Annotated in this window: 21 protein-coding genes and 1 pseudogene; 14 read left to right on the plus strand and 8 right to left on the minus strand. The window is 71.4% G+C overall.

The window, feature by feature from the left end:
* Nucleotides 1–3: 3 nt before the first annotated feature.
* The 4 genes from OHS82_RS41150 to OHS82_RS41165 all read right to left on the minus strand — a co-directional run bounded on the left by OHS82_RS41150 (nucleotide 4) and on the right by OHS82_RS41165 (nucleotide 4,797).
* Nucleotides 4–1,119: a S8 family peptidase gene (locus OHS82_RS41150; protein WP_328435757.1), complete on the minus strand. Its 1,116-nt coding sequence runs from the start codon at nucleotides 1,117–1,119 to the stop codon at nucleotides 4–6.
* A gap of 184 nt (nucleotides 1,120–1,303) precedes the next feature.
* Nucleotides 1,304–2,614, minus strand: a complete 1,311-nt coding sequence (locus OHS82_RS41155) for a glucuronoxylanase (RefSeq protein ID WP_328435758.1) — start codon at nucleotides 2,612–2,614, stop codon at nucleotides 1,304–1,306.
* A 459-nt stretch (nucleotides 2,615–3,073) separates the two neighbouring features.
* The gene (locus OHS82_RS41160; protein WP_057577381.1) at nucleotides 3,074–3,430 is read right to left on the minus strand and encodes a DUF1330 domain-containing protein; all 357 of its coding nucleotides are present in this window, start codon (nucleotides 3,428–3,430) and stop codon (nucleotides 3,074–3,076) included.
* Nucleotides 3,431–3,597: 167 nt separating this feature from the next.
* A complete protein-coding gene (locus tag OHS82_RS41165; protein ID WP_328435759.1) occupies nucleotides 3,598–4,797 on the minus strand; it encodes a serine hydrolase domain-containing protein in 1,200 nt (399 codons plus the stop codon).
* 189 nt (nucleotides 4,798–4,986) lie between these two features.
* Here OHS82_RS41165 and OHS82_RS41170 point away from each other — a divergent pair.
* From OHS82_RS41170 to OHS82_RS41195, 6 genes and pseudogenes are all read left to right on the plus strand, one after another.
* Nucleotides 4,987–5,232 (plus strand): annotated as a pseudogene (locus tag OHS82_RS41170) (acyl-CoA dehydrogenase family protein); the annotation flags it as partial.
* A 383-nt stretch (nucleotides 5,233–5,615) separates the two neighbouring features.
* The gene (locus OHS82_RS41175) at nucleotides 5,616–6,749 is read left to right on the plus strand and encodes a sugar ABC transporter substrate-binding protein (protein ID WP_328435761.1); all 1,134 of its coding nucleotides are present in this window, start codon (nucleotides 5,616–5,618) and stop codon (nucleotides 6,747–6,749) included.
* Nucleotides 6,750–7,063: 314 nt separating this feature from the next.
* Nucleotides 7,064–7,387 carry an N-acetyltransferase gene (locus tag OHS82_RS41180; protein ID WP_242433063.1) on the plus strand — a complete coding sequence of 108 codons (324 nt, stop codon included), beginning with the start codon at nucleotides 7,064–7,066 and terminating at the stop codon, nucleotides 7,385–7,387.
* Nucleotides 7,388–7,560: 173 nt separating this feature from the next.
* Nucleotides 7,561–8,499: a hypothetical protein gene (locus OHS82_RS41185; protein ID WP_328435763.1), complete on the plus strand. Its 939-nt coding sequence runs from the start codon at nucleotides 7,561–7,563 to the stop codon at nucleotides 8,497–8,499.
* 137 nt (nucleotides 8,500–8,636) lie between these two features.
* A complete protein-coding gene (locus tag OHS82_RS41190; protein WP_057577229.1) occupies nucleotides 8,637–8,876 on the plus strand; it encodes a DUF5302 domain-containing protein in 240 nt (79 codons plus the stop codon).
* A gap of 522 nt (nucleotides 8,877–9,398) precedes the next feature.
* On the plus strand, nucleotides 9,399–10,613 hold the full coding sequence (locus OHS82_RS41195) for an MFS transporter (RefSeq protein ID WP_328435764.1): 1,215 nt from the start codon (nucleotides 9,399–9,401) through the stop codon (nucleotides 10,611–10,613).
* Nucleotides 10,614–10,622: 9 nt separating this feature from the next.
* Here OHS82_RS41195 and OHS82_RS41200 read toward each other — a convergent pair whose 3' ends face one another.
* Nucleotides 10,623–12,680 (minus strand): alpha-L-fucosidase, encoded by a 2,058-nt coding sequence (locus tag OHS82_RS41200; protein ID WP_328435766.1) that lies wholly within the window; start codon nucleotides 12,678–12,680, stop codon nucleotides 10,623–10,625.
* Nucleotides 12,681–13,136: 456 nt separating this feature from the next.
* On the opposite strand from OHS82_RS41200, the gene OHS82_RS41205 reads away from it, so the two are divergent.
* The 5 genes from OHS82_RS41205 (at nucleotide 13,137) to OHS82_RS41225 (ending at nucleotide 20,209) form a co-directional block, all read left to right on the plus strand.
* Nucleotides 13,137–13,580, plus strand: coding sequence for an Lrp/AsnC family transcriptional regulator (locus tag OHS82_RS41205; RefSeq protein ID WP_057577232.1), 444 nt, complete (start codon nucleotides 13,137–13,139; stop codon nucleotides 13,578–13,580).
* A gap of 64 nt (nucleotides 13,581–13,644) precedes the next feature.
* Nucleotides 13,645–16,602 carry an aminotransferase gene (locus OHS82_RS41210; protein ID WP_328435768.1) on the plus strand — a complete coding sequence of 986 codons (2,958 nt, stop codon included), beginning with the start codon at nucleotides 13,645–13,647 and terminating at the stop codon, nucleotides 16,600–16,602.
* Nucleotides 16,603–16,737: 135 nt separating this feature from the next.
* The gene (locus OHS82_RS41215; RefSeq protein ID WP_328435769.1) at nucleotides 16,738–18,486 is read left to right on the plus strand and encodes a diacylglycerol kinase family protein; all 1,749 of its coding nucleotides are present in this window, start codon (nucleotides 16,738–16,740) and stop codon (nucleotides 18,484–18,486) included.
* A gap of 1 nt (nucleotide 18,487) precedes the next feature.
* Nucleotides 18,488–19,441: a YihY/virulence factor BrkB family protein gene (locus OHS82_RS41220; protein ID WP_057577235.1), complete on the plus strand. Its 954-nt coding sequence runs from the start codon at nucleotides 18,488–18,490 to the stop codon at nucleotides 19,439–19,441.
* On the plus strand, nucleotides 19,442–20,209 hold the full coding sequence (locus OHS82_RS41225; protein ID WP_057577236.1) for a phosphatase PAP2 family protein: 768 nt from the start codon (nucleotides 19,442–19,444) through the stop codon (nucleotides 20,207–20,209).
* A 535-nt stretch (nucleotides 20,210–20,744) separates the two neighbouring features.
* On the opposite strand, the gene OHS82_RS41230 is transcribed toward OHS82_RS41225, so the two are convergent.
* Nucleotides 20,745–21,578 (minus strand): PIG-L family deacetylase, encoded by an 834-nt coding sequence (locus OHS82_RS41230; RefSeq protein WP_057577237.1) that lies wholly within the window; start codon nucleotides 21,576–21,578, stop codon nucleotides 20,745–20,747.
* Between the two features lie 425 nt (nucleotides 21,579–22,003).
* On the opposite strand from OHS82_RS41230, the gene OHS82_RS41235 reads away from it, so the two are divergent.
* Nucleotides 22,004–22,348: a hypothetical protein gene (locus tag OHS82_RS41235; protein ID WP_328435770.1), complete on the plus strand. Its 345-nt coding sequence runs from the start codon at nucleotides 22,004–22,006 to the stop codon at nucleotides 22,346–22,348.
* Between the two features lie 58 nt (nucleotides 22,349–22,406).
* On the opposite strand, the gene OHS82_RS41240 is transcribed toward OHS82_RS41235, so the two are convergent.
* Nucleotides 22,407–23,024 (minus strand): class F sortase, encoded by a 618-nt coding sequence (locus OHS82_RS41240; protein WP_443061842.1) that lies wholly within the window; start codon nucleotides 23,022–23,024, stop codon nucleotides 22,407–22,409.
* A gap of 201 nt (nucleotides 23,025–23,225) precedes the next feature.
* The gene (locus OHS82_RS41245) at nucleotides 23,226–23,711 is read right to left on the minus strand and encodes a hypothetical protein (RefSeq protein WP_057577239.1); all 486 of its coding nucleotides are present in this window, start codon (nucleotides 23,709–23,711) and stop codon (nucleotides 23,226–23,228) included.
* Between the two features lie 520 nt (nucleotides 23,712–24,231).
* Between OHS82_RS41245 and OHS82_RS41250 the strand changes: the two genes are divergently transcribed.
* Nucleotides 24,232–24,741, plus strand: a complete 510-nt coding sequence (locus tag OHS82_RS41250) for a hypothetical protein (protein WP_328435772.1) — start codon at nucleotides 24,232–24,234, stop codon at nucleotides 24,739–24,741.
* 252 nt (nucleotides 24,742–24,993) lie between these two features.
* On the plus strand, nucleotides 24,994–25,827 hold the full coding sequence (locus OHS82_RS41255) for a class I SAM-dependent methyltransferase (RefSeq protein ID WP_328435773.1): 834 nt from the start codon (nucleotides 24,994–24,996) through the stop codon (nucleotides 25,825–25,827).
* The last annotated feature ends 19 nt before the right edge of the window (nucleotides 25,828–25,846 follow it).

The following is a 25,846-nucleotide window of genomic DNA, read 5'->3' on the forward strand; positions in this document are numbered from 1 at the left end:
CGGTCAGATTCCGCCCGTGTTGAGCAGGCGGTTGGGGGTGTCGGAGCGGACGCCGCGCAGGACGCCACGGGTGGCCGTGTGGTCGAGCCAGACGTGGACCTGCTGGGCCGTGGCGTGCGGGTGCGCCGAGAGGTACAGGGCGATCACGCCGGTCGCATGGGGTGCGGCCCAGGACGTCGCGCCGCCGTCCTCCGTCACCGTGCCGCCTCCGGAGAGAGCGGCGGTCACCTTCTGCCCGGGGGCGTACAGGTCCACGCACCGTCCGTACCCCGACCCGTAGGAGCCGCTGTCGTTCCACGTGCGGTCGGCCGGGGTGGATGCCGCGACGACGATCGTGCCAGGGACGCCGGCGGGGGAGTGCTTGCAGGCGTCGTCGTGGTAGTTGCCGGCGGACACGACCGTCGGAATGCCTGCGCCGACCATCTTCTTCACCGCGGTCTCCAGGGCCGCCGACCGGTGGTCGAGGTTGAGCGACATGTTCACCACGGCGGGCTTCTGCGCGTGAGCCGTGACCCAGTTGACCGACTTCACCAGCGCTGCCTCGGCTGCTGCGGGCGAGCCGCCGCCGCCCTCGCTCTCGCACACGATGCCCTGGACCCGAACCAGGTCCGCCTTGGGAGCCACGCCGTACTTCGCCCCGCCGATGACACCCGCGACGAACGTGCCGTGGCCGACCCCGTCTTCGCCGAAACAGTCGCCTGAGTCCTTCGGGCCCACGAAGTCGGCGCCGAGGCGGGCGCGTCCGCCGAACTCCTTGTGGGTGATGTCCATTCCGGTGTCGATCACATACACATGGACGCCCTTGCCCGTGGCGGTGGTGGTGAGCTTCCCGTTCAGCGGCCGTGACCGCTGGTCCAGAATGTCCAGGTTCCACGGAACGTGCCTGGTGAGGGACGATGCCGTGGCCTGCGCGTTCGCGGACAGCTTCTCCACCGCGGCGGGAGACGCCGGCGCCGAACCGGACCGCGCCGCGTCGCCCGATGACGCCACGGACCGCCCCTCGCCCCGGGCGGGAAGCGCGCCGCCGTTCCCGGACGTCGCGCCCGCCTTCCCGCCGCCGCAGGCCGAGGCGCCGAGCACCGTCGCCATGGCCACCGCCACGAGACCGGCCTTCGTCATGTTCCGTGCCACAGCGTCCCCCAGATCCCAGCCTCGTCCACAGTCGGCGCAGAAGACGACCACGGGCGGCGCGTGGTTCCCGGCGGGGCGCCGGCCCGACGTCCCGCGATCGGAGCGAGCGCTCTTCGAGGGGCTGTCACGTCGACGGGGAACGGGGGCGCGTCGTCCTCGGCGGTGGTCCGCGCTATCCAGTGACCAAGGTCGTCACGCTCTGAGCCGGGAGCTGGGCGGTGAAGGCGCCGTTCGCCACGGTGATCCTGCTCTGGGACGCGAGGTTCCTGCTCGCGTCGGTCAACCAGGACGACACGCCGGACGAGCTGTTGTTCCGCAGGGTGAACTGCTGGCTCACCGCCGAGGTGCCCTTGTTGACGGCGACGATGACCACCCGGGAGCCGCCGCCTTGGTACGCGGAGACGTAGACGTTCGACTGGGGGTTGGCGGTCACGGCGATCCGCACGTGTCCCGGGCGGACGAACCTGGCGAAGTGCGCCATGGCGGCGCCGCGTTTGCTGATCCGCCCGTCCTCCCGCATGGGCCCGTAGCCGCGCCGGATGTACCACCACACGTAGGCCTGGAACTCGGCGTCCACCATCGCGCGGTGGATGTGCTCCGAGACGTCGAGAGCCTGGGGCCACAGGTCGGCCGAATCGCTGCTGTTGGGGTAGTAGACCTCGGTCATCCAGAGTTCCTTGCCCCCGCCCTTCTGCTTGAAGAGGGGGTAGGGGAAGTTCGAGAACGAGGTGCCGTAGAGGTGTGCCCCGAGAACGTCCACGTTGGCGAGCGCCGCGGCGTCGTTGAGGATGGGGTCGGAGAAACTCTTCACGTACTGGAAGGACTCCGGGGCGATGACCCTGGTGCTGATGGACCCGGCGTTCTCCCGCAGGAACCTGGTCATCTCGCTCGGAGTCCACCACGTCCAGTCGTGGGCGTAGTCGGGCTCGTTCTGCACGGAAATGGCGTACAGGTTGACTCCGTTGCTCTTCATGAAGGCGACGAAGTCGTTCAGGTGCTGTGCATAGGCGCCGTACATGGAGTAGCGGAGCCGCTTGGCGTTGGTCTGCTGGCCCCGGACGAACGTCTCGACCATGGCGGCGGGCGGATTCCACGGCGAGGCGAACACGGTCGCCCCGAGTTCGACGGCGCGCTTGGCCGTCGCGACTTCGCGGCTCCAGTTCGCGCGGTCCTCGGCGACGGGGATCCTCAGCACGGAGAACCCGAGCTGGCCGTCGCCGTTGCCGAAGGCCGTGTCCCTCTGGGCAGCCGTCAGGTCGCCGATCCAGAGCGGGTGGTTCATGCCGCCGAACCCCCGGATCGTCTGCCGCGTCGCCGACGGGTCGACGATCACCGTGGCCGCTGCCGCGGACGGTGTGCGGGACGCCCCGGCAGCCGGTGTCGCGGCCACGAGGACGGGCAGCGCGCTCATCGTCGCCAGAACGGCGCGACGGCTGGGTAATTCCGGCCCGGTGCTGCCGGACGCGCGGTCGTGTGACGCCATGGTTCCTCCTGGGCTCGGCGCTGACGTGTGCCTTCTCGTCCCCGTGTCGGTTGCTGCGCCTCGGCCCGTGTCGGTGCACGGTGCCGAAAATTTCGCCGCCCATGCGCTGATCGGGAGTGGTCGCCCGGAACGGCGCGCATGTGGGCGTCGGTCGGTCGGCTGCTCAGGCAGGGTGGGACAGCGAGAACGTGGGAGCGCTCCCATAGCTTCCCTGCCCGACGAATGTTTCGGAAGGTCGACCGATCGTGCAGCAAGCGGTGTAGAGGACCGTAGGTGCACCCCCCTGCATCGTCAAGCCTCGGGGAACCCCTGTCGCACGACCGGGAGGGAACCGGCAGCCGGATCACGGCGAGTGGACGCAGGGCCTCCCACCGTGTTCCGGGGGCCGTGCCGACGCTGTGCGGGACCGACGCGTCCGTGGTCGGCGATCTCGCCCGCGTGCAGCAGGGCCCGGGCCGCCTACGCGGGCTGTCGAGCGGGGAGCGACTCCCGTAGCGCCCGCGCGGTGGCGGTCGCGTCGTACCCGTCGGCGACTCCCGGCACGAGGATGATGTCGCCCTGGATGTGCCGCGACCGCAGCGGAGCGATCTCCTGGTACGCGTCCGAGCCCCACCACTCCCTTGCCTGGGCGAGCGAGGGGAAGCCGATCACCACGACGTGTCCGGGCCAGCTGCCCTCCTTCACCTCGTGCTGTGCGCCGTGCACCAGGAAACGGCCCCCGTACGGTGTGAAGGTGTCCGTGATGCGCTCGATGTACTCGGCGATCTCCCCATGGGGAGCAGCCTCTTGCAGGTGCGCGATCGCGTAGGCAGACATGGCGTCCTCCGGGTTCGTCGGTCCTTCGTGCCGATGATCCTGACACCACGGCGTGTCCCGGTCGATGACCTCTCAGGTAAGTGCGCCGGGCGGTCCCGGCCGCGACCACGGGCCCATGCCGTCGGCCGGGTCCCGTGGTCGTGTCCTCGGACGGGAGCCGAGTGTGCTCAGCGCCCGTCGCGCAGCAGCGCGCAGACGAAGTTCTCCTCGATGGCGCGCAGCCGCTCGAGCCGCGCGGGATCGCCGGCCCCGTTGATCTGGCTCGTGAGCGAGAACGTCAGTGAGCGCCGGCCGTCGGGCGTGGCGGCCACCAGCTGCGTGTAGCCCGGGAAGTTCCCGGTGTGACCCAGCACGACACCGCACCGTGTCGTGTAGCGGAAGAGGGCCAGACCCGCGGCGTTGCGTCCCGGGCCTGCGGGCACGGACGATCCCGCGACCCAGCGGCGCTGTTCTCGCACGACGCGTTTGCCGTAGAGGGCGCCCGACGCGTAGCCGCGGATGAAACGGGTCATGTCGAGCGGAGTGGAGACGATGCCGCCGGACGCCCATGCGCCGGAGGCGCTGACCAGCTCGCTGACGTCCTCCGGAGAGGCGGGGTCGCTCACGTCGTACCCGTGCAGGTAGGGCTCGGGCATGCGGTAGCCCTGCGGGAGACTGGTGTCGCGCAGCCCCAGCGGACGGTAGACCAGCCGTCGCAGGAGCTGTTCGTACGGGGTGCCGGTGGCCGCTTCCGCCATCAGGGCGACGGCGATGTTGTCGGAGTTGGAGTAGGCGTACCGGCTGCCCGGGGCGAACAGCAGGGGCTCGCCTGCCACGTAGTCGAGCAGGTGGCGGGAGTCGAAGTGGTGGCGTGGATCGGCGGCGAGCTCCGCCGTGAACCCGGGGGACTGCGAGTAGTCCGGCAGGCCGCTGGTGTGCTGCAGCAACTGCCGCAGCGTCACCCGGCCCCATGCAGCCGGGAGCTGCGGGAGACGCTTGCGCAGGGTGTCGTCCAGACGCAGCGCGCCACGGTCGACGAGGGACAGTGCCACTGCTCCGCTGAAGGCCTTGGCCGTGCTCGCGATCCGCATGTGGTCGTCGACGTGCGGAGGGCGGCCCGTCGCGAGGTCCGCGGCGCCGGCCCGGAACACGCGCGTCCGCCTGCCGTCGCGCAGGACGGCGATGACGGCGGGGGGACCGCCCGGCGCGCTCACGAACTGCTCGATCTGACGCTGGAGCGTGCGGTCGTTCGTCGGTCCGGCCGTGCCGGCGGCGGCGCCCGCGGTGACCGGTGCCAGTACCGCCAACGAGGTGGCCGCGACGACGAGCACGGTCCTTCGACGTGATCGCCTGAAGGCACGGGGAGGCCGAGCGGGGCGTGGTGACATCGAGACTCCTGACGGTGGTCGACGGCATGGCAGCTCAAGCCTCACCGTCCGCGGACGCCGACGCCGATTCCTGTTGCTGCAAACAGCCCAGTGCGTCTCCCGGGCCCGCGTAGGCGCCGCGGCGCCGGCCTCGGCGGGGCGTCGGTCCGCAGACGCCCCGCCGCTGACGTACGGGTCCCCGAAGCGGACCGCCTGCAGCACATCGACTCCTTCCGCGACGAACACTCCGCCCTGGCCAAGGCGTTCGTCACCACCCGGATGCGCGAGGTCGTGGCCTGGAGCCGGGAGACGTTCGGAGGCGACGGCATCCTCCTGGACCATGACATCGCCCGGTTCTTCGCCGACGCCGAGGCGATCTCCTCCTTCGAGGGCACCCGCGAGATGAACACCCTCATCGTCGGCAAGTCGATCACCGGCCGGAGCGCCTTCGTGTGAGCGTCCGGCGGACGAACGGACCCCAGGTCGTGCACCTGGGGTTTCGTCGCGACGGACTCCGGAACCGCCGCCGGGCCACGGCAGGACCTCCGCCGCCACGACGTCGGATCGTGTGGTGACGTCGTCGACGGTGTTCGGGTTCGGTGACCGGGGTGTTCGGGTTCGGTGCCCGGTTGGTGAAGGTCGCGTTCATGGCCCTCCACCGGGCCCGCAACGCCACCTTGCCGTGTCCCCGGACCGCTAGAGTGCCCGCACCGTCGCCACAGTTCCGGAATGCGCCGGCCGCCCCACACGCCGGTGCGCCCCTCCGGGCCTGGCCGGCGCGGCGTCCGCACGGGGACCGCTCCCCGCCCCGCCCCCCCATCGCCCGGAAGGCGCCCGCCGTGACCACCCGCACCACCCGCACCTCCGCTCCCGCACGTCGCCTCGCCATAGCCGCCGTCGCCTGCATCTCCCCCCTCTCCCTCACCGCCTGCGGCCTCGTCGACTCCGTCGGCGACGACGCGAAGACGCCGTCCAGAAGCGACGACATCACGGTCGGCCTCCTCCTGCCCGACACCGAGACCAGCCGCTTCGAGAAGTTCGACCATCCGCTCATCAAGAAGGACGTCGCCGCCCTCACCGACGGCAAGGGCACGGTGAAGTACGCCAACGCCGGGGCGGACGCGGGCGTGCAGCTGAAGCAACTCAAGGACATGATCACCGCCAGGGTGGACGTGATCCTCGTGGACGCGGTGGACGCCCGGAGTATCAAGAGCGGCGTCGAGGAGGCCAAGGAGGCCGGCATCCCCGTCATCGCCTACGACCGGCTCGCCCAGGGACCGATCGACGCCTATGTCTCGCACGACAACGAACTCGTCGGCGAGGTCCAGGGCCGCTCGCTCCGGGAGGCGCTCGGCGACAAGGCGGCCACCAGCAAGATCATCATGATGAACGGCTCGCCGGAGGACCCCAACACCGCCCTGTTCGAGGAGGGCGCGCTCAACGAGCTCAAGGGCAACGTCGTCATCGCCGAGACCTACCCCACCTCGCGATGGCTGCCCAGCGTGGCGAAGGCCAATATGAAGAAGGCGATCCGAGCCCTCGGACTGAACGGCATCGCCGCCGTCTACTCGGCGAACGACGGCATGGCGGGAGCCGTCATCGACGCGATGAAGGAGGCGGGCGCCACCAGCCTCCCGCCGGTGACCGGGCAGGACGCGGACCTGGCGGCCGTGCAACGGATCGTCTCGGGCGAGCAGTACATGACCGTGTACAAGCCGTTCCTCCTGGAGGCGGAGCAGGCCGCGAAGATGGCGGTGGCCAAGGTGCAGGGGCGCTCACTCGAGTTCGACGCGCTGACCCGCGACAAGGTCGACAGCCCTACCAGGAAGGGGATTCCGGCGAGCCTGGTGCCGGTGGTCGCCGTCACGAAGGACAACATCGAGGACACGGTCGTCCGGGACGGCGTCTACACCGTCAAGCAGATCTGCACCGCCGAGTACAAGGCGGACTGTGCCGCCATCGGCCTGAAGTAGCGTCCACGGCACGCGCCTTCACACGGCCCCGCACCACGAGGCCCGCACCACGCGCTCGCATCCCGCGAGGCGCCTCCCGACCCGCGCAGGGCGACGATTGCGCAGTCGGTGTCATGAGACCGGTGGTGAGGGGCACTCGCGTCGGCATGCAAGGAGACGAGACGTATGTGAGGAGCCACCCGTACGCCGGTCGTGGACCCGGAGCGCAGTCCTCGCCGCAGCGCGGCGGGGGCAGGCATCGGCGCTCCGGCAGGCGGGAGGGCCGGTGGCACCGCAGACTTCTGGCCTATCGCGCCGTTCGGCTGATGCCCGCGGTGTCTCCTCAAGGTCCGGACGAGGAGTGCCTGCTGCTGGTGCACGTCCGCAAGGTGGTCGGGCAGGTGACGTACCGGGTGTGCGGCGAGTGTGCGGACGGGGTGATCACCGAGGTCGTCCTCGACGAACCGTTCCGCACCTGCGGGCTGGGTACGAGGGCCCTGTCGCACCTGCGCGCCAGGTATCCCGAACTCACGTGGCGCACCACGCTCGACACCCGCCTCACGCGTGACCTGATGCACCGGCTGCGCATCCCCCGGGCGGCCGCGGCAGGAAGGTGCTCGCACGTCGGGTCTCCCGCCGCCGGCCACCATCAGGAGTAGGCGCGTCCGCACGGCGCCGGCGCGGCGCGGGGGCGCGCCGGCTCAGGCGGGCGGCGCGCCGTCGCGGGGGCTGGTCGGGGGAGTGGCCTGTGCGGCGTTCCCGAGCGGGAGGACCCCGGCGGTTACGCTCACGCCGTGTGCGGGGGCCGCCGGGGAAGGAGGACGCAGAGGCAGTGCTCCGTCGTGAGCGTCTGTTGAGGACGCTGACCTTCTGTCTCCGACCCGCCTTCGCTCTGCGCGTCGTCGGCCGGTTCCAGGCGGTCATCGGGTTCGACCGTTCGATGGCGCTGGCGTCGAGCGCGTTCACCGCGCTGGTCCCGCTCACGGTCCTGGCCGGGGCCGTGGTGGGCGGCATGGTCCAGATCGACGCGGCGCAGCGGATCATCCAGCGGTACGACCTGGACGGGGCCGGCGCGGAGGCCGTGACGTACCTGTTCTCGCCGTCGCAGGAGACGAGCGCCGGCACCGGCGTGCTCGGTGTGCTCTTCCTGACGATCTCGGTGCTGAGCTTCGCGCGCGCCGCGCAGCGGCTGATCGAGCAGACCTGGGGGCTCGCACCGCTCAGCGTGCGCAACTCACGGAACGGGCTGTGGTGGATCTTCTCCCTCGGTGGCTACGCCATCGTCAGCGGATGGATCTCCGCGGTGCTCGGCGGATGGCTGGGAGGGCTGCCGGCGGCGGTGTGCGAGGCTGCGGTGAGTGCGGTGTTCCTGGTGTGGAGCGGCCGGCTCCTGTCGGCGAAGCGGGTCCCGGCCGTCGAGCTGATCCCGTTCGGAATCACGGGGGCGGTGTTCGTCAGTGTGTATTCCTGGGGGGCGACCCTCTATGTGCCGCGTCTGTTCAACTCCTACGCCGACCGCTACGGCGTGGTCGGCGCCGTCTTCGCCATGCTCTCGGCCCTGTTCGCCGTCATGCTCGTCATCGTCGCCTCGGCGGTGCTCGGACGTGAGGTGAGCGAGGAGCTCGCGCGCATCCGCCAGGGACGGCGCCCCTCCGAGCACGAGGTCCGCCGGGAGTGGGAGGAGCTGCGGGAACAGGCGCGTTCACGCTGGCGCAGGGTGCGCGAGGACGTGGTCCGTCGCCGTGGGAAGCGCGGCGCGACGGGACCGTGAGCGGGGGACGCCCGGGCCGGGCGGCCGGCCCGGGCAGGCGCCGGTCACCTCGTCGCCGACGATGCAGGACACGGAGCTACGAGCGGTGCCCGGCATGACAAGCTGTGCTTTCCACTGCCCGGTCCCAGGAGGTCACCATGGCTGGAGAGTCTTCACCGCCCGAGAACGCGGAACCCGTCGACGGCGAGAAGGGCGCCCCCGCGCCCGACGCCGACGGTCAGGACGACTTGAAGCGCAAGTTCCGAGAAGCTCTGGCGCGCAAGCGCGGGATGCAGGCGGACGCCGCCGACGTCGCTGCGAACAGCGACACGTCGAAGGTTCACGGCACGCACGGTCCGGCCGCCAGTCAGCGCTCGTTCCGTCGTAAGAGCGGCTGAGTTCCAGGGCGTGTTCCGAAGGTGACGTCGTCTGCCCGAAGCGCGGAGGGCCCTTTCGGAACACGCCCTGGGCGGGCATGCGTCGTCCCCACTGCCCTGGGGGGGTGGGCGTGGGGACGACGGAGCTCGGTGGCCGGGGGGAGGGCCTTGTTCCGAGCTGTACGACACGCATTCTCGCGATCGGGAGATGTACGCGTGCGACTCCGTGTTTGTGGCGTAGATCACGTCCCTGCGGGTCTCTGATCGCGCGGAGCGGCGCCGGACGCCCGGTTCGGGGGAACGGGAGGCACGGCGACGGGGTGCCTGCCCCGCCCGGGTGTGACAGGTGCCATACCCCCAGGGCGCCGATCTTGGAATGCCCGCACCTCAGTCATCGCTGCCCTTGTGGGAGCCTCCCTTGCGCGGGGGGAGCCGGGCGATGACGGCCGGTGCGACCGGCCACGACCGTCGTAGGACCGTGGCCCGCGTCTGCTCTGCTCCGCCTGTCCGAACCCCCGTCGTGGTGAAAGGTGTTCTCGTTCCATGCCCTTGGCTCTGCTGTCTCTGGCCCTCGTCGCGTTCGGCATAGGCACGACCGAGTTCGCCACGATGGGGCTGCTGCCCCAGATCGCCGACGGGATCGGCGTGTCCGTGCCGCAGGCCGGCAACGTCGTCTCGGCCTACGCGCTCGGCGTCGTCGTCGGCGCCCCGGTGCTGACGGGCCTCGGCGCGCGCGTCTCCCACAAACGCCTCCTGCTCCTGCTGTCCGGGCTGTTCGTGGTCGGCAATGTGGCGTCCGCGCTGGCGCCCGACTTCGGCCTGCTGTTCGCCGCGCGATTCCTCGCGGGTCTGCCGCACGGAGCGCTGTTCGGCGTGGGAGCCGTCGTGGCTTCTCGTCTGGTCGCCCCCGAGCGGGCCGGACGGGCGGTTTCCAGGATGTTCCTCGGGCTCACCGTCGCGAACATCGTCGGCGTGCCGGCCGGCACGGCGCTCGGACAGCAGTTGGGCTGGCGATACGCCTACTGCGCGGTCGCCGTGATCGGCCTCGTCGCCCTCGCCGCGCTGGCGGCCTTCGTTCCGCATCAGCCGCGCGGCCGCCAGGCCGGCATCCGGCACGAGCTGAGGGCGATGGGGAACCGGCAGGTCGCTCTCGGTCTGGTCACCGCGGTCGTGGGATTCGGCGGCTTCTTCGCCGTCTACAGCTACCTGGTGCCGATGCTGACGCACCTGACGGGTTTCACCGACTCCTCGACGACCTGGGTTCTCGCGCTGTACGGCCTCGGCATGACGTTGGGCACGCTGGTCGCGGGCCCGCTGACGGACCGCGCACTGCGCCCCACGTTGTACGGAGGGTTCGCGCTGCTCGGGGCGACGCTCGTGACGTTCTTCTTCACGGTCCACAGCGTTGTCCCCGCACTCGTGACGCTCGTCGTCATGGGCGCGATGGGAGCCCTCGTCACGACGCCGGTGCAGATGCTTCTCATGGCCAAGGCGAAGAACGCTCCGACGATGGCGGCGGCCTCCAACCATTCGGCTTTCAACCTCGCCAACGCGGGCGGCGCCTGGCTCGGCGGTCTGGTCATCTCGGCCGGCTGGGGCTGGGCCTCGCCGGCTCTGGTCGGCGCCGCTCTCGCCGCCGTCGGCCTCGGGCTCGCCGTTCTCGGGGGCCTCATGGACCGCGGGGCCGGGGGCTCGGACCTGATCGCGTCGTCGGGGGCCGACGCCAGGGCCGGGACCGGACGGGTCCCGGCGCCCTGACGACGACGGTCAGCCGACCGGTTTGATCGTCCACAGCAGGTTGGTGCTCTGCTGCCACGTCCACTGTTTGGTCACGGCCCCCGAGGTGACGTTCCCACCGCCGTCGAGGACCAGTCCGGTACGGCGGTTGGCGATCGAGTACCGGCCCTGGCCGCGGTGGGTGATCTGCCACTGCTGGGTGTCGCCGCCGTCCCAGGCCTTCTGCCGGGCGGGGTCGCCGTTGGCGGTGGAGCCCCAGCCGTCGGCGACCATGCCGTTGGTGCGGTTGACGAGTCTGTAGTAGCCGTTGCCGAGTTCGACGGCCTGCCACTGGAGATTGGTGGAGTTCACCGCCTCCCACTGCTTCAGGTTGGAGCCGGCGGCGACGTTACCGCCGCTGTCCAGGACCAGGTTGTTCGTGACGTTGGTCAGGCTGAAGTACGTGGCGGGGGCGAACGTCACCTTCAGGGAGGCGATGACGTCGTTGTTGCCGGTCACGCGCAGGTCGGGGGCGTCCGAGGCGAACGTCCAGGCGGTGCCGGTGAAGTTGTCGCCGGAGTAGCCCGTCACCTGGAATCCGGCGGGCACCCGGAGCGAGGAGGCCATGGCGGGCCCCAGGCCGGCGGCGGACAGCTGGGCGGACGTGTAGCTGCCGAGCGGCAGGTCGGCGCGAGTGCCCTGGTAGTCGACGTGCTGGAAGACCGCCGGCGCGGAGAAGGTCACGGGCATGCCCTGGACCTCGACGCACACCACGGAAACCCTCGCGTCCGGCGCGGTGGCCGGCACGGTGACGCTGATCTGGTCGGTGACGGTGTACGGCAGTGCGACCGAGGGGTTGTTCATCAGGTAGACCCGGGTGATCGTGTTGTCGATCGCGGGGATCTGGAGCTTGCCGTCCGTGGGCCAGGCGAACACATGGGCGAAGAGCTTGCCGCTCTTCTTGGTGAGCTTGCCCCATGCGGGTTCGGTGGCCGACGGGCTGCCGCTGGTGCCGTGGATGCTCTCGCCGTACGTCGACATCCATGAGGCCAGGCCGTTCAGTACGGTCCGGGTTCCCGCGGTCACCGAGCCGTCGCCCTTGGGGCCGATGTTCAACAGGAGATTGCCGTCGCGGGAGACGACCGTGACGAGCTCCTGGACGATGTCCTTCACGGATCGGTACGAGTTCTCACGCGACGCGTTGTAACCCCAGGCGCCGTTCATGGTGGCGCACCGCTCCCACGGTCGGCTCATCGGTGCGGCGGGTATCCCGAACTCCGCGACGGCGTAGTCGCCGAGACCGTGGTCCCGCTTGACGCGTTCGTTGACGATGAGGCCGGGCTTGCGGGCGATCAGCCAGTTGTAGAGGTCGACGCCGTCCGACGCCAGCCACCAGTCCTCGAGGGTGGGGCTGGACGGCTCGTCGAACCAGTCGCCGTCGAACCACAGCAGCGCCGGGTCGTAGCGATCCAGCAGTTCCTGAAGCTGAGCCTTCAGGTCGGCGATGTAGGCGGTGCGGGCGGCCTGCGAGGACATCGTGGTGAGACCGCCCTCGTGGCGGTCGGTCTGCGAAGGGTGGTTCCAGTCGAGGATCGAGTAGTAGAGGCAGAACTTGATGCCACGGCTTTCGCATGCGGCCTTGAGGTCCATCAGCGGGTCGGTCTGAACGCCGTGGTAGTCGTGCAGGTTGAAGCGCTTGGTGCCCGTGGTGTCGGTGAAGCCGGCCACGTCGGAGTCCCACATCGCGAAGCCCTCGTGGTGCTTGGCGGTGATCACGAGGTACTTCATGCCGGCGTTCGCGGCCAGCTCGGCGATGGCGTTGGCGTCGAACTGCGCCGGGTCGAAGTTCTGGGTGACCTGGGTCTGGTAGTTCGCCTTGCTCCACTGCTGGCTGTCGAAGGCCCACTCGCCCTGGCCGAGGTAGGAGTAGGACCCGAAGTGGATGAACATGCCGAACCTGGCCTGGTACCACCAGTCCATCTTCGAGGGGACGGTGTACGCCTGGGCGGCGGTGGGCCACAGGCCCTGCGGCAGACCGAAGGCCGCGATCCCTCCGGCGAGGGCGGCGGCCTTCATCAGAGAGCGTCTGCTGAGGCGAGCTGAGGACATGGTGCGGCTCCGTGTGTCGGGGGGCAGGGCGTGAGGGAGCGGACTGCCGACCGGGGCACGGTCTCTTCGCCGCCCCGGTCAGGAGACATCGGATGGATTTATAGAGGCATGGTGGTGGTCGCGTCTAGGTGTGGGCAAGGCTTGCGACAAAGAGGGCGGAAATAAGGTGCACTTTGTGGGGGTGCTGTATCTGACGCGGAAGGACATGGGAGGGCGGCGTCGCTGATACATCGGACCTATATCGGGTAGGCCTCTCCGCGGTGAGGCGCACGAGCCGCCTGGGGCGGCGCGGGGTGACGGCGCGGCCGGCGCCGGGTCGGCAGGTGCCCAGGTCGCGCTCGCGGAACCGTCCACACTCGATTCCTTCGTCGTGACGCTTGATTCAAGCGTGCGAATGCGTCATGGTGACGGAATCGCAAGCATGGTCGGCTGTTTCAGACGGAGGGGAGGCGCTCGATGGACGACATCGACCGGGCCATCCTGCGGGAGCTCCAGGTCGACGGACGTATCCCGTACGCCGACCTGGGACCCAAGGTCGGATTGTCGCCCTCGGCCGCGAGGCTGCGGTTGCAGCGGCTGATCGACAGCAAGGTCGTCCAGGTCGTCGGGGTGACCGATCCGATGACCATGAGCCGGCAGACGATGGCGCTTCTGGGCGTGGGCATCGGGGGCGACCCCCGTGCGGTGGCCGATGAACTCGCCAGGCACGACGAAGTCGTCTACACGGTCCTGACCTCCGGCCGCTACGACCTGTTCGCCGAGGTCGTGTGCAGCAGCCCCAGCACTCTCCTGGACTTCATCAACGACGTCGTCCGGGCCGTCGACGGCATCGCCTCCGTGGAGAGCTTCCCCTACTTCGCGATCCACACCCACCGCTTCCTGTGGGACGTCGACCAGTGACACCGAAGCCCCGGGCGTCAGCGCCCTGAAACCCGGGTCCGTCCAGCCAGCCGAGGAACCCCGCATGCCGCACGACGAACACCGCGCCGTCGACTTCTTCGCCCACGGCGCCCTTCCGGCACCGCGGGTGACCGCCGATCAGGCCGAGCGCATCGCCGACCGCCACCTCGGCCTCACCGCTCGTGCCACGCCCCTGGGAAGCCAGCAGGACGCCAATTTCCTGCTCCGTGCAGACGACGGGACGGCCCAGGCGATCCTCAAGATCGCCAACCCCGCCTTCGGTCCGGTGGAGATCGACGCCCAGGACACGGCCGCCGATCTGATCGCCGCGGCCCACCCGGAACTGCGCGTCGCGACCGTTCTGCGCCACCCCGACGGCTCCCCGCGCCGCACCACGGTCGACGCCGACGGCGGACCGGCCGTCGCCCGGCTCCTTCGGTTCCTGCCCGGCGGGCCGCTCACGGGTTCCCGTCACCTGTCCCCGGTCACGGTGGCGGCCATGGGCGCCGTCACCGCGAAGGTCAGCAGCGCCCTGCGGGACTTCCGGCACCCCGGCCTCGAGCGGGTGCTCCAGTGGGACCTGCGGCACGCACCCCGTGTCGTCGCCGAGCTCGCCGGCCACATCGGCGAGCCGGACCGGCGCGCCGCCGTCCGCACCGCGACCGCCGACGCCTGGGCCGCGGTGGAGAACCACGCGGCCGCCCTGCCGTCGCAGGCCGTGCACCTGGACCTCACGGACGACAACCTGATCCGCTCCCTCGTCGGACACCCGCCGACGCCCGACGGCATCATCGACTTCGGTGACCTGACGACGAGTTGGGCGGTGAGCGAACTTGCCGTGTCGCTGTCCTCGATGCTCCACCACGACGGCGTCGAACCCCACCACGTGCTGGCCGCCGTCCGGGCCTTCCATGCGGTGCGGCCGCTCTCCGTGCAGGAGGCGGAGGCGCTGTGGCCACTCGTGGTGCTGCGCGCCGCCGTCCTGGTGGCCAGCGGGCATCACCAGGCCGCCGTCGACGAGGACAACGCCTACGCCACGGCCGCCCTCGACCACGAGTGGCTCATCTTCGAGCAGGCCACCCGGCTGCCCCATCAGGTGATGACCCGCCTCGTCAGGGAGGCGATCGGCGCGGCCGGCGTGCCGGCCCGAGCGGACGCGCCCGCGCACGGTCTGCTGCGCGGCGTGACCGCCGCCGACGTCACCTTCCTCGACCTGTCAACCGGCGCGGACTCCATGGATCACGGGGCGTGGCTCGCGGCGGACGCCGAGCGCCGGCCGGCGCTCGCCGCGCTCGCGGACGGAGCCTGCGTGGTCGCCACGCATCACGCGCAGGCACGGCTCACCCGGGCTCCGGCCCTGTCGGCGGAGTCGCCCGCCACGGTGCCCACCGGTGTCGACCTGTGGCTCGGGCAGGCCGTGGTGGCGCAGGCTCCCGCCGGGGGAGAGGTCCTTGCCGCGGCCCCGGGCCGCATCGGGATCGCCTACGGCGCCATGGTGCTGACGCTGTCCTTCCCGGACACGGTCCGGCCGGCGGTCGACGCCGGCTCGACGGTCCGGGCGGGCGAGGACCTCGCCGTTCTGCCCGCCGGAGCAGCGGTCCACGTGGCGCTGACGTCCGCCGACGGCTTCGTCGTGCCGCGCCTGGTCCGTCCCGAGTACGCGGCCGGATGGCTCGCGCTCACAGCCGATCCCGCCCCCCTCCTCGGGCTCCCGGCCGCCGGCCGCGCGGAGCCCGTGGACCTGCTGGAGCGGCGCGGGGCCGTGTTCGCGACGGTACAGGGGCACTACTACGCCGACCCTCCGCGCATCGAACGCGGCTGGCGTCACCACCTGCTGTCCGTCGAGGGCCGTTCGTACCTCGACATCGTGAACAACGTCACCCCGCTGGGGCACGCCCACCCCCGCGTGGAGCAGGCCGTCGCGCGCCAGCTGCGACGGCTCAACACCAACTCGCGGTTCCACTACGCCTCGGTCGTGGAGTTCACCGAACGTCTCGCCGCTCTCCTGCCCGAGCCGCTCGACACGGTGTTCCTGGTCAACTCCGGATCCGAGGCGGTGGACCTCGGCCTGCGCCTCGCCGTCGGAGCCACCGGACACCACGACGTCGTCGCGGTCCGAGAGGCCTACCACGGCTGGACCTACGCATCCGACGCGGTGTCCACGTCGCTCCAGGACAACCCGAACGCCCTGACGACCCGGCCGAGTTGGGTGCACACCGTGGACTCGCCCAACGCGTACCGCGGGCGGCACCGCGGGATGGAGGCCGTGCGCTACGGGCCGGAGGCCGCTGCGGTCATCGATGGGCTGGCCGCGTCGGGCCGCCCGGCCGGGGCCTTCGTCAGCGAGACCTTCTACGGCAACGCCGGGGGAGTGGCGCTGCCCGAGGGCTATCTCGCCGACGTCTACGCGGCCGTCCGCCGCCACGGTGGCCTCGCCGTCGCCGACGAGGTGCAAGTGGGCTACGGCCGTCTGGGGCACTGGTTCTGGGGATTCGAGCAGCAGCAGGTCGTGCCCGACGTGGTCTGTGTGGCCAAGGGCATGGGCAACGGTCACCCACTCGGCGCCGTCATCACGTCCAAGGCGGTCGCCGATCGGTATCGCGACCAGGGGTACTTCTTCTCGTCCACCGGGGGCAGCCCGGTCTCGAGCGTCGTGGGCCTCACCGTCCTGGACGCCCTGCACGACGAGGACCTCCAGGGCAACGCGGTCCGTGCCGGAGGCCGCCTGAAAGGCCGGCTCCAGGCGCTGGCGGAGACCTACGCCGTCATCGGCGCCGTCCACGGCTCGGGCCTGTACCTCGGCCTCGAACTCGTCCGCGACCGCGACACGTTGGAGCCGGCCACACAGGAGACCGCCGAACTGTGCGAGCGCCTCCTCGACCTCGGTGTGGTCGTCCAGCCCACCGGCGACCACCTCAACATCCTGAAGATCAAACCCCCGCTGTGCATCGACGACGACGCCGTCGACTTCTTCGCCGACATGCTGGACCGCGCCTTCAGGGAGCTCGGCCACGACGGCTGACAGCGCCCGGACGCGACTCACGGAGGGCCGGTTGTTCGCCGACGCCAGGTCTGCGCGGCGCTTTCGGGGGCAGACGGCGGTGCGTCGGACTCCATGCCTCGGGCCGACGTGCCGTGCCTACCCGTGGGAGAACTGATGCCGACCGCCGCACCGGAAAGACCGGCCGGGCTTCCTGGCCGCAGACCAGGGGCCGACCGGACCGGCCGCTCGCTCGCGCTGCCGAAGGGCACGGGACGGGCCGCCGCGCGCATCGCGGCACTGACGGTCTGCCAGGGCGCGGTCATGGTGGGATGCGGACTGCTGATCACCGGACCGGCTCGCGGACTGTGGCCGATGACGGTCGAGGACGACGTCAACGAGGGCTTGGAACACGCCCGTACCGGCACCCTCACCACCCTGTCGTTCCTCGGGTCCGAGGCCGGCAACACCCTCACCGTGATCGCCGTCACGGTCCTGGCCTGCGCGGCACTGATCCTGATACCCCGGCTGCCGATGTGGCGTCAGGCGACCTTTCTCGCCGTCGCCGTGTCCCTGCAGTCACTGGTCTTCCTGGTCATCACCGAGGCGGTGGACCGCGACCGGCCCGAGGTGCACCGCCTCGACGCCTCTCCGCCCACCTCCAGTTACACCTCGGGCCACACCGGCGCGGCCACCGCGATCTACGGCGGACTCGCGGTGCTCGCGCTGTCCCGGCTGCGCGGGCCGTGGCGGCGGATCGTCGGCGCTCTGCTGCTGCTCGTTCCGTCGGTGGTCGCGCTCGCCCGTCTCTACCGGGGCATGCACCACCCCACGGACGTCATCGGCGGGCTGGTCAACGGCAGCCTGTCCCTGCTGATCGTCGGCCGCACCCTGCTCACCGGCGCCACCGTGACCGCCGCGGCCGACGCGGGCCCGGCGCCGGCCTCGACGAGCGAGCGAACCAGCCGGAGCGCACCGGACGACCGCCCAGCCGCGGTGATCTTCAACCCCACGGTGACCGGCGAAGCCGAGCGAGAGGCGCTGCGCGGCGTCCTGGACAGACACGGCTATCGCGCACCGGTGTTCATCGCGACCACGGCCGAGGACCCGGGCACCGGTCAGACAGCCGGCGCGCTACGGGACGGCGCGGGTCTCGTCGTGGTCTGCGGTGGTGACGGCACCCTGCGTGCCGCCGCGGACGCGCTGGCCGGCAGCGGGGTACCGCTCGCCGTCGTGCCCTGCGGCACCGGCAATCTGCTGGCCCGCAACCTCGGACTGCCCCTGACCCCCACCGACGCCCTCGACGCCGCGCTGCGCGGCACGCCACACCGCCTCGACCTCGGCCGCATCGAGGGCGACGCCCTCCCCGCCACCCACTTCGCCGCCATGTCCGGGGCGGGTCTCGACGCGGCGATCATGGAACGCACCAACGATCGCGCCAAGTCCCTCCTGGGCTGGCCGGCCTATGTACTGGCCGGCATCGGCACATTGCGCAACCCGCGGATGCGCCTGACCGTCCGGCTCGACGACTCCCCCGCCCTGCGCCGCACGGCCCGTATGGTGCTGGTCGGCAACGTCGGCACCGTGCAGGGCGGCACGACGCTCCTGCCCGCCGCCCGCCCTGACGACGGCCTCCTCGACCTGCTGCTCCTCGACCCGCGGGGCGTGGCCGGCTGGACGCGCGCGCTGACGACGCTGGTGCGCGGTGGCGCGAAGGGGGCCCGGCCGTCCGCCGCGGACACGGCCTCGGCGGAGGCCGGCGACGGCACACCGGTGGAGTTCTTCACCTTCCGGCGGGCCGAACTGACCTTCGACTCCGCGCAGTCCCGAGAGCTCGACGGAGATCCGGTGACGCAGGGCCGGCGGCTCACCGCCGAGGTCAGGCCGGGCGCGCTGACCGTGCTCCTGCCCGCCGGAGGGCGGTGACGTGGGCACCGCGACCAAGGTTCCCGAGACCCGCGACATGAGGGGCGACGAACTCTCCGCGGACGAGGCGCTGGCGGCGTTGCGCCGCTACGGACGCTGGGCCCTGCTGCGCGACTCCTTCGTGCGATTCCGGTACGCCGACGGCTTCACCCATTCCCGCGCGCTCGCCCTGCAGACCGTTCTGTCGGTGATCCCGCTGGCCATCGCGTTCGTCGGTCTGTCCACGACGCTGCACACCGAGAGCATCGGCCGGATCGCCGAACTGACGATCCACCGGATCGCCGAGGGGCCCAGTGCCGAAGTGGTCGACGACGCGCTGAGCCGCAGCCGCCGCACGGCGGGCGACGGCGCGCAGGTCGCGCTGTGGTTCGGTCTGGTCTTCTCGCTGGTCAACACCACCACCGCGATGTGCCAGGTCGAGCGCGGAGCCAACCGTATCTACGGCAACGAACGCGACCGGCCCTTCGGTCAGAAGTACCTGCGCGGTCTCGTGATGTCCGTCACCGCCGGACTGCCCCTCGGACTCGGCTTCGTCGTGATGGTGGCCGGCGGCGACCTCGCCTCCGCGGCGGTGACCGTCTACCGGCTCGACGGAGGCGCCCAGACCGCCTGGCAGATACTGCGATGGCCGTTCGGACTGCTGCTCGCGCTCATCTCGGCCAGCGTGATCTTCCGCCGGGCGCCCCGCCGCAGACAGCCCGGATACACCTGGCTGGCCTTCGGCGCCGCCGTGTACCTGGTGCTGTGGACGACGCTCACCTGGCTGCTGAGCCTGTACCTCGGCATCAGCGGCTCCTTCGACACGGTCTACGGCCCGCTCAGCGCATTCATGTCCCTGCTGCTGTGGGCCTATCTGACCTCCATCGCCCTCTTCCTCGGGCTGGCGTTCGCCGCGCAGCTGGAGGCCGCGCGCGCCCTGCGGTCCGACCCCGTCGAACCCGATCCTGGAGTCTGAATGGCTGTGCGAGCCTCGGTCCTGCGCCTTCGAGACCGTCGCCGGGCGGCCGACCGCAGATTCGGCGTCCGACTCCTCGGGGCGGCCGTCGTGGCCGCCGTCGCCGCGGTGCCCTTCGCCCTGCTGCTGATCCTCGTCGAGGGCCGGTGGACGCCGTTGCGCCGGGTGGACGTGGGCGCCGCCGAGAGACTTCACCGGACGGCCGTGACCCATCCGGCGTGGACCCGGACCCTGCGCTTCCTCTCCGACTGGGTGTGGGACCCCGCCGTGCTGCGGACGGTGGTCGCACTGCTGACGGTCTGGCTGCTGTACCGCAGGGCTTGGCGGCTGGCCGCCTGGTCCGCCGTGACGGCGGTGGCGGGCGGGGTCATCGGACTCGTCGTCAAGACGGTCGTCGAGCGAGCCCGGCCTTCCCTCGAGGATCCGGTGGCGCACGCGCCGGGATTCTCCTTCCCGTCCGGCCACGCGATGACGGCCACCACGTCGTTCGCCGTCCTGCTGCTGGTCCTGCTGCCGCTGGTGCCCCGGGCCTGGCGGCCCCTGTGCTGGTGCTTCGCGGTGGTTTCCGTGCTGGGCGTCGGCTTCACCCGCGTCGCGCTCGGTGTCCACTGGTTCAGCGACGTGGTCGGCGGCTGGCTGCTGGGTCTGGCCGTCGTCGCCCTCACCGCCTGGGCCTTCGAGGCCTGGCGCGCCGATGCCGGCCGGGTACGCACCGAGGTCACCGAGGGACTGGAGCCCGAACTCGTCGACGCCCGCCCCGAGCCCTGACCGACGGGAGAACGGGTTCGGCTGCTTGCTTCCCACCCGCCCCCGTCCGCAGGCCGGGGCCGTGCAGGCCGTTCGCCGTCGTCGTCGCGCGCCGTCCCGCAGCGGTGCCGACGATGTCGGAGGTGTGCCCATCAGGCGATGACGCCTGCCGGTGTCCGGGCACGCGGACGGAGGTACGTGAGCGTGAGACATCGCATCGTCGGCCTTGCCGTTGCGGGTGTGCGGGCGGCGGCTCCGGCCGGCGCGACGGCTCCGGAAACCCCGCCGGGATCCGGGGACGCGGTGCCGCCACTGCCGACGGGCCCGCCCGGGTACGGGGACGCGCCGCCGCCGGGAGAGACCACCCCGCCGCCGGGTTCCGCGCTGGACGGCGAGGCCTGGGCCTGGACCCAGCTGACCAGTGACGACACCCATATCCGCTTTTACGTGGAACAGGGCATCTCGGGCCGGCGCTGCCGGGGCACCGCAGCGCCGGCCCGGGTCCTGCGCCGCGGCGCCCGAGATGGTCCGCGAGGGCGTCCGGTGGGCGGGTGGGTCAGCGGAGTCCGGCGAAGAGGTCACTCTCGGGCGAGGCCGCGCCGGTGGTGTCCTGGACACGCACGAAGGTCTCGACGCCCATCAGCTCGGTGAACTTCTCCTTGCCCATCCTGAGGAAGAAGATGTTCTCGCCCTGGCTGGCGTGTGCGGCCAGCGCATCGTACTTCTGTCCGCCGAACGCGGAGGTGTCCACCCAGGTGGTGATCTCCTCGTCGGGGAGCCCGATCTCGGCCATCGCGGCGGCCTCGGCGGGATCCGGCTCCTGCTGGTCCCCTCCGAACTCGCGCATGACCTCCCCGAACCGCTGCATCATCGAGCGGGGAGCCGTCGTCCAGTACACCTTCGGCGTCGACCCGGTCATCGCGAGCGCCGCCATCGTGATGCGGTTGGCCTGGATGTGGTCGGGGTGACCGTAGAAGCCGTTCTCGTCGTAGGTGACGACCACGTCGGGCTGGTAGCGCCGCAGAAGTTCCGCGAGCCGGGCGGCCCCCTCCTCCACAGGCGTCCGCCAGAACGAGCCGGGGGCGTCGTTGGTCGGCCAGCCCATCATTCCGGAGTCGGCGTAGTCCAGCGTCTCCAGGTGACTGATCTTCAGGACCTCGCAGCTCGCCTCGAGTTCCGCACGCCGCATCAGGGCGACGGCCGCCGGGTCGTGCCCGGGATCGCCCGGCTTGACACCTCCTGGTCCGTCACCGCAACCGCCGTCGGTACATGTCACGAGGACGGTGCGCATGCCCTCCGCCGCGTACCGTGCGAGGACGCCCCCGGTTCCCGTGGCCTCGTCGTCGGGGTGGGCGTGTACGGCCATGAGCGTCAGGGGCCGGTCCGTCATGAAACATCCTCCTGTGTGAGTAAGGCTTCGGTCGGAGTCTGCGGCGGCCCGCTGAGCGGTCGCCCGCACACTCACCACGCTTGGGAAGGCGGTCCAGCGCGAAACGCGACGCAGGTCCCCTCCGTGACCTGGACCGACGTGCGTCGGCATCGGTCCGGGCGTCCTGAGAAACCGCCCGGGGGCCGCGTCCATTCCCTCAGGCGCGAAGCAGATCGCACCCGGGCACGGCGGAGCCGCTCGGTCTCGCGCGTCACCGCACTCCCCACGTCGGTCGCACCCCTTCCGGCTCGCCCCATCGACGCCCCTGCCGTCATGCGTATTGCACCCCGGTAAGGCACCCCGGTGAGGCACGATCGCCCGCATGTCTGCCCTGGGGCGCCGTATCCGGTCTGCGGGCCGGTCACTCGAACGAGGTCTTCGACCTCATGGGCGCCAAGTACCGGCTGTGGGCCCTCCCGGTCTCCGCGCGGGGCGTCCGGCAGGCGGGTTACGAGCAGATGAGGACGGTCGAGTCCTCGCTGGGCGCGGGTGGCCGGCCCTTGCACCGTCGCGGGCTGTTCGACGCGGGACGGCCCGACGCGCCGAGCGCGGAGGCGGGACGCCTGCGGCCGAGGTCCGGCAGACTCATGGACGGTCTGCGGGCGCTCCAGGAGGCAGGTGCCATGACGAAACAGGGCGAGGGCCGTTCGGAGGTGCGCTGGGCGTACGAGGGCATCGCCCCGGCGGCGGTCGGGCTGGTGCTGCTGACGGTGCTGTTCACAGGGGCCTGACCGTCACGAGCGAGGGCGGGTCGTTCGCACGGCACCTCCGCACGGCGGGGCGACGGCCTCACCGCACCGCGGTGAGCGTCGCGTAGACCACGAGGTTGCCCTGGTAGCCCGTGTGCTTGGAGTAGCCGCCTCCGCAGGTGATGACCCGTAGTTCGGCCCGCTCGGAGCCCCCGTACACCTTCTCGCTCGGGAAGCGCTTCTTGTCGTAGACCTCGAGAGCTTCGACGGTGAACACGGCTGTCCGCCGGTCGGCCCGGTCGATCTCCACGGTGTCGCCCTTGGTCAGCGCGCCGAGCTCGTAGAAGACGCCCGGGGCGCCGCCGGGCAGGTCCACGTGGCCCGTGGTGACGGCTGTCCCGTGGGATCCCGGTGCCGTGCCCTCGCTGTACCAGCCGGCGCGGTGGGGAGGGTCGGCGGGCGGGGGTTCGAGCGCCCCCGACGAGTCGAGGTGCAGCTTGGTGACCGGGGCGCTCACGTTGACGGCGGGGATCCGGAGCCAGAGCGGTTCCGCGGGCGGGAGGGGGGTCACGACGGGGTCCGGCGTGGGTGCGGCGGTGCGGTGGACCGTGGCTCCGGGACGTGGCGAGAACGCCTGACCTGCTGAAGGCTGCGGTGGCTGCTCGTCGTGTAGCGCGCCGGCCACCAGCAGGGCCCCTGCCACGAGTGTCCAGGCCAGGAGCCTGCCCGAAGGGATGAACGAGGAGGAGGACGACGGGCAAGAGGAAGCGTCGCCGGTCTGCCTGGGAGCCATCGCGATGGGTTCTTTCCTCGCAGCGGGGGAGAGGGGGCGAGGGAGGCAATGTGCTCGCGGCGGCTCCCGGGTCCTGGGCAGGCTCAGGGAGCCGCCGGGCGCGAGGGAGTGGCCGGGAGCAGGCGGTCAGTCGCTTCTCGGGGTCGCGCGGTGACGCCTGCGCACCAGCACTCCGGCGGCGGCCGCGCCGACCAGCGCCGCGCCCAGGGCGAGTTGCGAGGCTCCCTGCCCGGTGTCTCCGAAACCGGCCTCGACGGCCCCGTCAGGCCGACGTGTCGGGAGCCGGTACGAGTCCGTGATCATGATCCGTGGCGGGCACTTGACCAGGACGGTGTCGGTCGACGTGCCTTCCGGCACCGTGAACTCACCGGTGAGAACACCCTTGGTCTCGCCTCCGAAGAGGTGGAACGCCCCGGCCGTCCCGGACTCGCCCTTGCCGTAGGTCACGTCCGGACCGCATGCGGTGGTGCTCACGGTGACCGTGGAGCCCTCGGCGGTCTGCCGCGAGCGGATGTCGAGACCCGATTCCCCGGCGGCAGCGGCGACCGGAACCTGAAGAGCCAGAATGCCGGCCACCAGGCCGATGCCGATGCCCACACGTGCATTGCCCACAAGAACCCCTTCAGTGAAGCAGCGTCCGGTCTGTTGCACGGCGCCTGAAATGTGCGCACCACCTTCGAGACAACCGACGCTGTGTCACCTCCGCAACGTGACGGATCGACACGGGCCTCGCTCGGACGGGCGTACTCATGGTCAGGGCACGGGTATTCACACAGGTCAGGGATGTGTGAGTCGAATGACGGAGGAACCGTCAGAAGTCGGCGAACAGGCTAACGAACCCGCACCGGAGTGCGCGGGCTCCCTGGTGAGAGGTGCCGTCGTGGTGCCTGGCGGAGAGGGCGTCAGCCCGTTGTCACGCGGAGGCGGAGCGGCGCCCGGGCGCGGGTGCCTGCCTCGGGTGGTCTGCTTCTCGTCGTAGGTCCGCGGGCCGGCCCTCTCAAGGCGGTGGGGGAGGAGGCGCCTTCGGGTCCCGTCCACCTGAGGTCACCTGCGCGGGCCGTGGTGTCACCCGTGCCGGTGATCATCGGCGAGGCGGCCCCGCAGCGGTGCCCGGCGTCGCCATTCTGGGTACATGCGCCGCCCGCTCTCCCTCGCCGTCGTCCTGGCCTGCGTCCTGCTCGTCGGAGGTTGCGTGTCCGTCCCCTCCGTCCCCTCCGCGGCCCCGCCGCCCGTCCCGCGCGTCGACGCGGCCGCCGCGCTCACGCCGTCCGCGCCGCCGGCGACCCAGGCTTCCGCCCGTACCGCCCTCGTCGCCACCACCCCCGTCCACAGGACGGCGAAGCGGCGTACGGACCGCCGTGCCGCACCGCGGCATCCCTCGGACGCCACCGGGCGCGAGCGCTCCCGCGCCATCCCGCACGCGCAGCGGCCGCACGCAGCCGTGCGCTCCGCGCCGACCCGGCCCGCGGCGCCGCGCGCCCGTCATCGCGGCACCGCGCCCACCGTGCCCGACCACCGGCCGACGCGGCCGCACACCGGCCGGCCGGCGTCCACCTACGACCTGCGCACCGTGTGCGGCTGGGCCCGTCAGGCGCCGGCAGCCGCCGGAGCGGCGACCCTCTGCGACTCCTACGTGCGCTGAACCGCCCGGGCGGCCAAGTTCCCTGCACACCGGAGGAGGCGTGTCGACACCGCGACTGCGCGCATTGTCGTGAACCCTGGGGCCCGGGAGGGCGGCCGGCGGTCGGCTGCCCTCTGCCGTGTGCGAGGCCCGGCACCGACGGTCGAACCGTGAGACAGTCGGAGGAGGCGGCGAAACGCGGGCGCGCCGGTCCGAGACGGCGGCCACCGCCCGGCACCGTACGCACACGGTGCGGCAGCGGAGGGATCCGTCATGACCGAGGCGAGTGGAGCGACCCGCGCGGACCAAGCGCTGAAGGCGAAGCACCGGGCCATGTGGGCGCTGGGCGACTACCCCCTCGTGGCCACGGACGTGATCCCCGACCTGGGGCCGGAGCTCATACGGGGAAGCGGTGTGCAGCCCGGCACGCGCGTGCTCGACGTCGCCGCCGGTTCGGGGAACGCCGCCATCCCGGCCGCTCTCGCGGGAGCCGACGTGGTGGCCGTGGACCTGACTCCGGAACTGCTGGAGGCCGGACGGCAGCTCGCTGCCGAGCGTGGCGTCGGACTGGAGTGGCGCGAGGGCGACGCGGAGGCACTGCCGTTCGCGGACGCCGAATTCGACACGGTGGTCTCCTGCGTCGGCGTCATGTTCGCCCCGCACCACCAGCGGGCGGCCGACGAACTCGTCCGCGTGTGCCGGCCGGGCGGCAGCATCGGCCTGGCGAACTGGACCCCGGAAGGGTTCAGCGGGCAGATGTTCGCCGTCATGCGCCCGTACGCGCCCCCGCCTCCGCCCGGAGCACAGCCGCCGCCGCTGTGGGGCGACGAGGATCACGTGCGGTCTCTGTTCGGCGACCGGGTGAGTGCCGTCGACGCCGATCGCCGGCGGCTGCGCGTCGACCGGTTCGCCCGGGCCGAGGAGTTCCGGGAGTTCTTCAAGTCCTGCTACGGCCCGACGCTCGCGGTGTACCGTTCCATCGCCGACGACCCCGACAAGGTGTCCGCCCTCGACGCGGCACTCACCGAACTCGCCGCCCGGCATCTCGCGGACGGGACGATGGAGTGGGAGTACCTGCTGGTCAAGGCCGAGCGGAACACCGGCTGACCAGTCCGTCCGTACCCGC

Origin of the sequence: Streptomyces sp. NBC_00425 (assembly GCF_036030735.1) — a bacterium.
Lineage (GTDB): Bacteria > Actinomycetota > Actinomycetes > Streptomycetales > Streptomycetaceae > Streptomyces.